This window comes from Dietzia sp. B44, assembly GCF_014145245.1.
Lineage (GTDB): Bacteria > Actinomycetota > Actinomycetes > Mycobacteriales > Mycobacteriaceae > Dietzia > Dietzia natronolimnaea.
The window spans coordinates 1-4,798 of sequence record NZ_JAALEF010000207.1 but is presented as its reverse complement, the minus strand read 5'-3'; the positions used below and the strand labels follow the sequence as shown (position 1 = coordinate 4,798).

5 protein-coding genes are annotated in these 4,798 nt (G+C 71.2%); 3 read left to right on the top strand and 2 right to left on the bottom strand.

The genetic code is table 11. From position 1 onward, the window contains the following. Window positions 1-1,521, bottom strand: a 1,521-nt coding sequence (locus tag G6017_RS07785) for an SWIM zinc finger family protein (RefSeq protein ID WP_524536257.1), incomplete at its 3' end; no start/stop codon positions are given. Window positions 1,522-1,613: 92 nt separating this feature from the next. Between G6017_RS07785 and G6017_RS07780 the strand changes: the two genes are divergently transcribed. Genes G6017_RS07780 through G6017_RS07770 form a run of 3 tightly spaced genes read left to right on the top strand, consistent with a single transcriptional unit; the run spans window position 1,614 to window position 3,636 of the window. Further along, complete coding sequence (locus G6017_RS07780) at window positions 1,614-1,961, top strand: ArsR/SmtB family transcription factor (protein ID WP_179523520.1); 348 nt, start codon at window positions 1,614-1,616, stop codon at window positions 1,959-1,961. A gap of 46 nt (window positions 1,962-2,007) precedes the next feature. Beyond that, entirely contained in the window at window positions 2,008-2,991 is a 984-nt protein-coding gene (locus tag G6017_RS07775; RefSeq protein WP_182610751.1) for an SRPBCC family protein, read from the top strand. Window positions 2,992-3,048: 57 nt separating this feature from the next. Beyond that, a complete protein-coding gene (locus tag G6017_RS07770) occupies window positions 3,049-3,636 on the top strand; it encodes a dihydrofolate reductase family protein (RefSeq protein WP_182610750.1) in 588 nt (195 codons plus the stop codon). Between the two features lie 40 nt (window positions 3,637-3,676). Here the strand turns inward: G6017_RS07770 and G6017_RS07765 are convergent, their stop codons facing one another. Then, window positions 3,677-4,753 carry a DUF368 domain-containing protein gene (locus G6017_RS07765; protein WP_241731078.1) on the bottom strand — a complete coding sequence of 359 codons (1,077 nt, stop codon included), beginning with the start codon at window positions 4,751-4,753 and terminating at the stop codon, window positions 3,677-3,679. Window positions 4,754-4,798: the final 45 nt, after the last annotated feature.

Here is a 4,798-nt window from a genome sequence, read left to right as displayed (position 1 = left end):
CCGGCGGATCTCCGGGACCCCGTCGCGCACGGTCAACCGGACGCCGTCGAGGGCGCGTAACGCGGGCACCCCGTCCGCCAGCAGCTCAGCCGCGTCGTGCCCGGTGACCCGCCAGGGCCCGGGCGTGACGACCCACCCCCACCCGGCCTCCTCGACTCTCACCGCGAGCTCGAGCGATTCGCGGTCGGCCAGGATCGGTCCGGCGGCACCGAGGTCCCCACCTGTCAGCGGACGACGGCGCGTCGTCTCGGTGCCGTCGCTCATCCGCAACACGTCGAGCCGGGACCACTCCGCGACGAGGTCCGGCCCGTCCGCGGAGTCGGGCCCGGCATAGCGCCGGATCACCAGTTCGAACTCGACGCGGTCTGGTTCCGGCAGCTCCAGGCGACCGGCTCGGTCGACCACCGGGAACGCGTCGACGAGACCGGGGAGGAACTCTCCGCAGAACTCGGCGACGGACTCATCCGGGATCGTCAGCTCACGCCATCGACGCAGATCGCGGGCCACCCCGTGGTCGAGCCGCCCGACCGGGCAGAGCTCCAACACCCTGTCGCGGACCACCGCGACCAGGTCCCCGCGCTCCCCCACGAGTGCGCCCGGCAGGGGGCGGTCGTGTTCCTCGTCGTCGTCGGGCATCTCCTGGGCGCCGTCGGCGTCGGGCAGCACCTCCGCCGCGGCGGTGACCACCACCTGCAGGCCATCGGGTGACCAGGCCGTGAGCCCGACGCGCCGGCGCGGCCCGGGCCGGACGTCGTGCAGGCCGTCATCGGGGACGATCTCCACCTCGGCCTCGGCGGCGGTGGAGATGAGCGGCCACAGTGCGGGGACCTCGGCATCGCACAGGTCCAACCACACCCTGGCCTGACGACGACTACGGGCCAGCGCGTCCACGGCGCGGAACCAGCTTGTCTGGGCGGCGCTCATGTCCGCGGTCCAGCCGTAGCGCAGCCGGTCCCATTCCACCCCCGCCGACTTCCACCGCCCGCCCCTGCCCGGGACCACGATGCGCGCCCGGAGCCGGTTGCCCAACCCGGGCCGCAACCCACCGGTCCAGCCGTCGTCCACGGTCTCGTCCGCCACCACCGACAGCTGCAGTCCATAGACCTCGGACTCCCGCGGTCGGGCCTGCTGCGCCGTGCCGTGCATCATCTCTTCGACCCGCCGCCGCCATTCAGGTACCGGTTCCCCGCCGCCTACCCCGCTGTGTGCGCCGCCGTCCGGATCCACGCCGGCGAACAACATGAGCGCCGCGGCGTGCTTGCACCGCATCGCCACCGGGCACGTGCACGTGCTGAGCTTCGGCCGGGACCAACCGCTCGCATCGGGATGCCCGAAGGCGACCTCGGTCCGATACCGGCGCCCGCCGCTGCCCGTGACCAGTGCGGACAGCGTCCGCGAACCGGGGTTGTAGCTCACGTCGCCGATTGCGTCCGGGTTCACATAAGGGCGCGCACGTGCCAGGGCCGCCGTCCCGACGAACCGCTCGACCTCGGACTCGGGGACCCTCACGCTCGACCGCACGCACCCAGAGTAGGGGCGACCCACGACATCGCGGCGGGCGAGTTGGGCCGCACCATTGACCCGGTCCCCGCCGCGACCTAACATGAAACCAAATGGTTTCATATCACACACGCGGGGTGGATCTCAGTGACGACGACGTGGATCGGTTGTTCCGGGCGCTGGCCGACGCCACACGCCGGGACATCGTCCGTCGCACGCTCACCGACGAGTGCTCCATCTCCGACCTCGCCCATCACTACGACATGTCGTTCGCGGCGGTCCGCAAGCACGTCAACGTCCTCGAGGAGGCCGGACTCGTGACCGACGACCGCCACGGACGCGAACGCCGGATCCGGGGCAACCCCGAGGCGATCCGCAGGGCCCAGACCCTGTTGGACGGCTTCGAGCGCCTCTGGCGGGGGCGCATCGACAGGCTCGACGCCCTGCTCGCCGACGACTGACCACAAGCACAATGTACGACCACCACCGAGGGAGAAGGATCCGATCATGCCAGTGACATCCGTAGACAAGGACCTCGAGGAGCTGACGATGACCATCGTCGCCGACTTCCCCGTGACGGTCCGCCGGCTCTGGGACGCGTACGTGGACCCGCGCCAGCTCGAGAGGTTCTGGGGACCGCCGGAGTGGCCGGCGACCTTCACCCGTCACGACATCTACCCGGGCGGCCGGTCCGAGTACTACATGACCGGGCCGGACGGAGCCCGCAGCGGCGGCTACTGGGAGTACCTGTCCGTGATCGAGGGGGGCTCGTTCGAGATCCTGGACGGTTTCACCGACGAGGACGGCCGCCCCAACCCCGAGATGCCGACGATGCGCGCGGTGTTCTCCTTCGAGGAGACCGACAGCGGCGCCCGCCTGACCACCACCACGTACTTCACCAGCCTCGACCAACTCGAGCAGCTGCTCGAGCTGGGCATGGAGGAGGGCACCCGCTCCGCGATGGCGCAGATCGACGACGTCCTGGCAGACCTGCGCTCCTTCGCCGCCGACCGCGCGACCGCAGCGCAGCTCCTCAGCGACACGCAGGTGCGCTTCACCCGGATCCTGCGGGGCACACCCCAGCAGGTCTGGGACGCACACCACGAGCCGGAACTGCTGAACCGGTGGTTCCACGGCCCCGACGGCTGGGCCCTGGTCGGCTGCCGGGTCGCCTCAGCGCCCGGCGAGACCACCCGCTTCGAGTGGGCCCCCGACGCCGGGGTCGAGGGCGAGGCGTTCGCGCTCGTCGGAGAGCTCATCGAGACCGACCCTCCGCACCGCGAGGTCTTCACCGAGACGATGGAGGGGGCCGACGCGCCACCGACGCGCAACGAGCAGACCCTCACAGCCGTCGGGGACGGGACCCTGATGACGCTCGTCATCACCTACGACAGCGCCGAGCTCCGCGACATGATCCTCGGCACCGGCATGGTCGACGGGATGGAGGCCGGGTACCGGCGGCTCGAGTCGGAGGTCCTGGCCCACGCCTGAGACGTCACCGGGCGCCCTCCCCGCGCCACGACACCAGCGCACACCGAGAGGACCCACATGCGCACGCTCATCATCACCGCCTTCATGTCGCTCGACGGGGTCATGGAGGCACCCGGCGGCGAGGAGGGCTACCGCAACGCCGGCTGGACCTACCGGGACATCCCCTTCGACGAGGCCGCCTACGAGATCAAGGGACGCGAGCAGGACGAGGCCACCGCCCTCCTACTGGGTCGCCGCAGCTACGAGGCGTTCTCCCCGGTCTGGCCGGAGATGACGGAGGACTTCGCCAGGTACAACGGACTACCGAAGTACGTGGTGTCCACCACCCTGACCGCCGACGACCTCGTGGACAACTGGGGACCGACGACCATCCTGCGTTCGGTCGAGGACGTGGCGCGGCTCAAGGAGACCGACGGCGGCCCGATCCTCGTCCACGGCAGCGCGACCCTCGGCCACTCCCTGTCCGAGGCGGGCCTGGTCGACCGGTACCACCTCCTGGTCTTCCCGCTCCTGCTCGGCGCGGGACGGCGCCTCTTCGGCGCGGCCGACGTCGACGCCATCCCGCTAATCCTCACCGAGCACGAGGCCTACGGCAACGGCGTCCAGAAGATGGTCTTCGACGTCGCCCGGAAGGAGGACGACTGACGGTCGACGCCGCAGTTGATCATCGATCCGGCCGGGCCGCCTACTCCCGGTCCTCGAGCGCCGTGACCCGCGGGTCCGGGTCCGTGGTCGCCGCCTTGGCCGCGAAGAACCGTTCGACGGCCAGGACGATCATCACCACCACGACGCCGACCCCCACCGCGGCCAGGACGACCGGCCAGTCGGACCCCGGCGCCAGGATGTCGGCCTCCTCGGTCTGCCAGGGCCACAGGGCCCGCAGGGAGCCGAGCATCAGGCCGGCCATGGCGATGAGGGTGGGCTTGCGGAAGTCCTCGAGCAACCGGTCGAGGATCTTGACGAAGAGCGAGATCCCGACGAGCGCACCGAGCGCGAACACCCCGAGGTAGGCGAAGTTCCGGTCGTCCACGGCTCCGAGGGTCGGCGCGTAGAGCCCCATCGCGAGCAGCAGGTACGAACCCGACACACCGGGCAGGACCAGCGCGCAGATCGCCACCGCGGCGGCCACGAACACCAGCAGGTAGGACGGGTCGCTGATCGTCCCGCTGGGCAACCCGGACAGCACGAACGCCAGCCCCGCGCCGCCGACGAAGATCAGCCCCAGAGCCCAGTTCCGTCCACCCGGGGTGGCCCGCGCCATCCCCAGCGGCACCGCGATGCTCGCCGCGACCATGCCGAGGAACAGCCCGCGTGCGATCTCCGGGCTCCCCTCGACGAAGCCCTTGAGCACCCCGGCCATGGTGAAGACCATCGCCAGCATGCCCACCGCGAGCGGGAGCAGCAGCCACCAGTCCACGTGACGGAAGGCCGCGGACGTGCGCGCCCGGCGGTCCGGGCCGAGGATCGCCGACCGCATCCCGTCCACCACGTGCGCGCCCGAGTCCAGCAACCGTGGGTACACGCCGGTCACCAGTGCGACCGTGCCGCCCGAGACGCCGGGCACGAGCTCGGCCATGCCGATCAGCGCACCGCGCAGTGCGTTCCCGACCATCCCGAGCGGCCCGGGTCGGGCGGGGAGCGGCGACCGCGGGTCCAGATCCGAGTCCGCGACGGGGTCGTGATGAACCGACTCCGCTGCGGCGCCGGGGGGCGTCCCGCCCGGTTCCGGGGTGGACGCAGGCCGTGGTGACTCGACAGACATCCCTCCACTTTCCCCGACGACCCACCCCGAAGCCCAGTCACCACC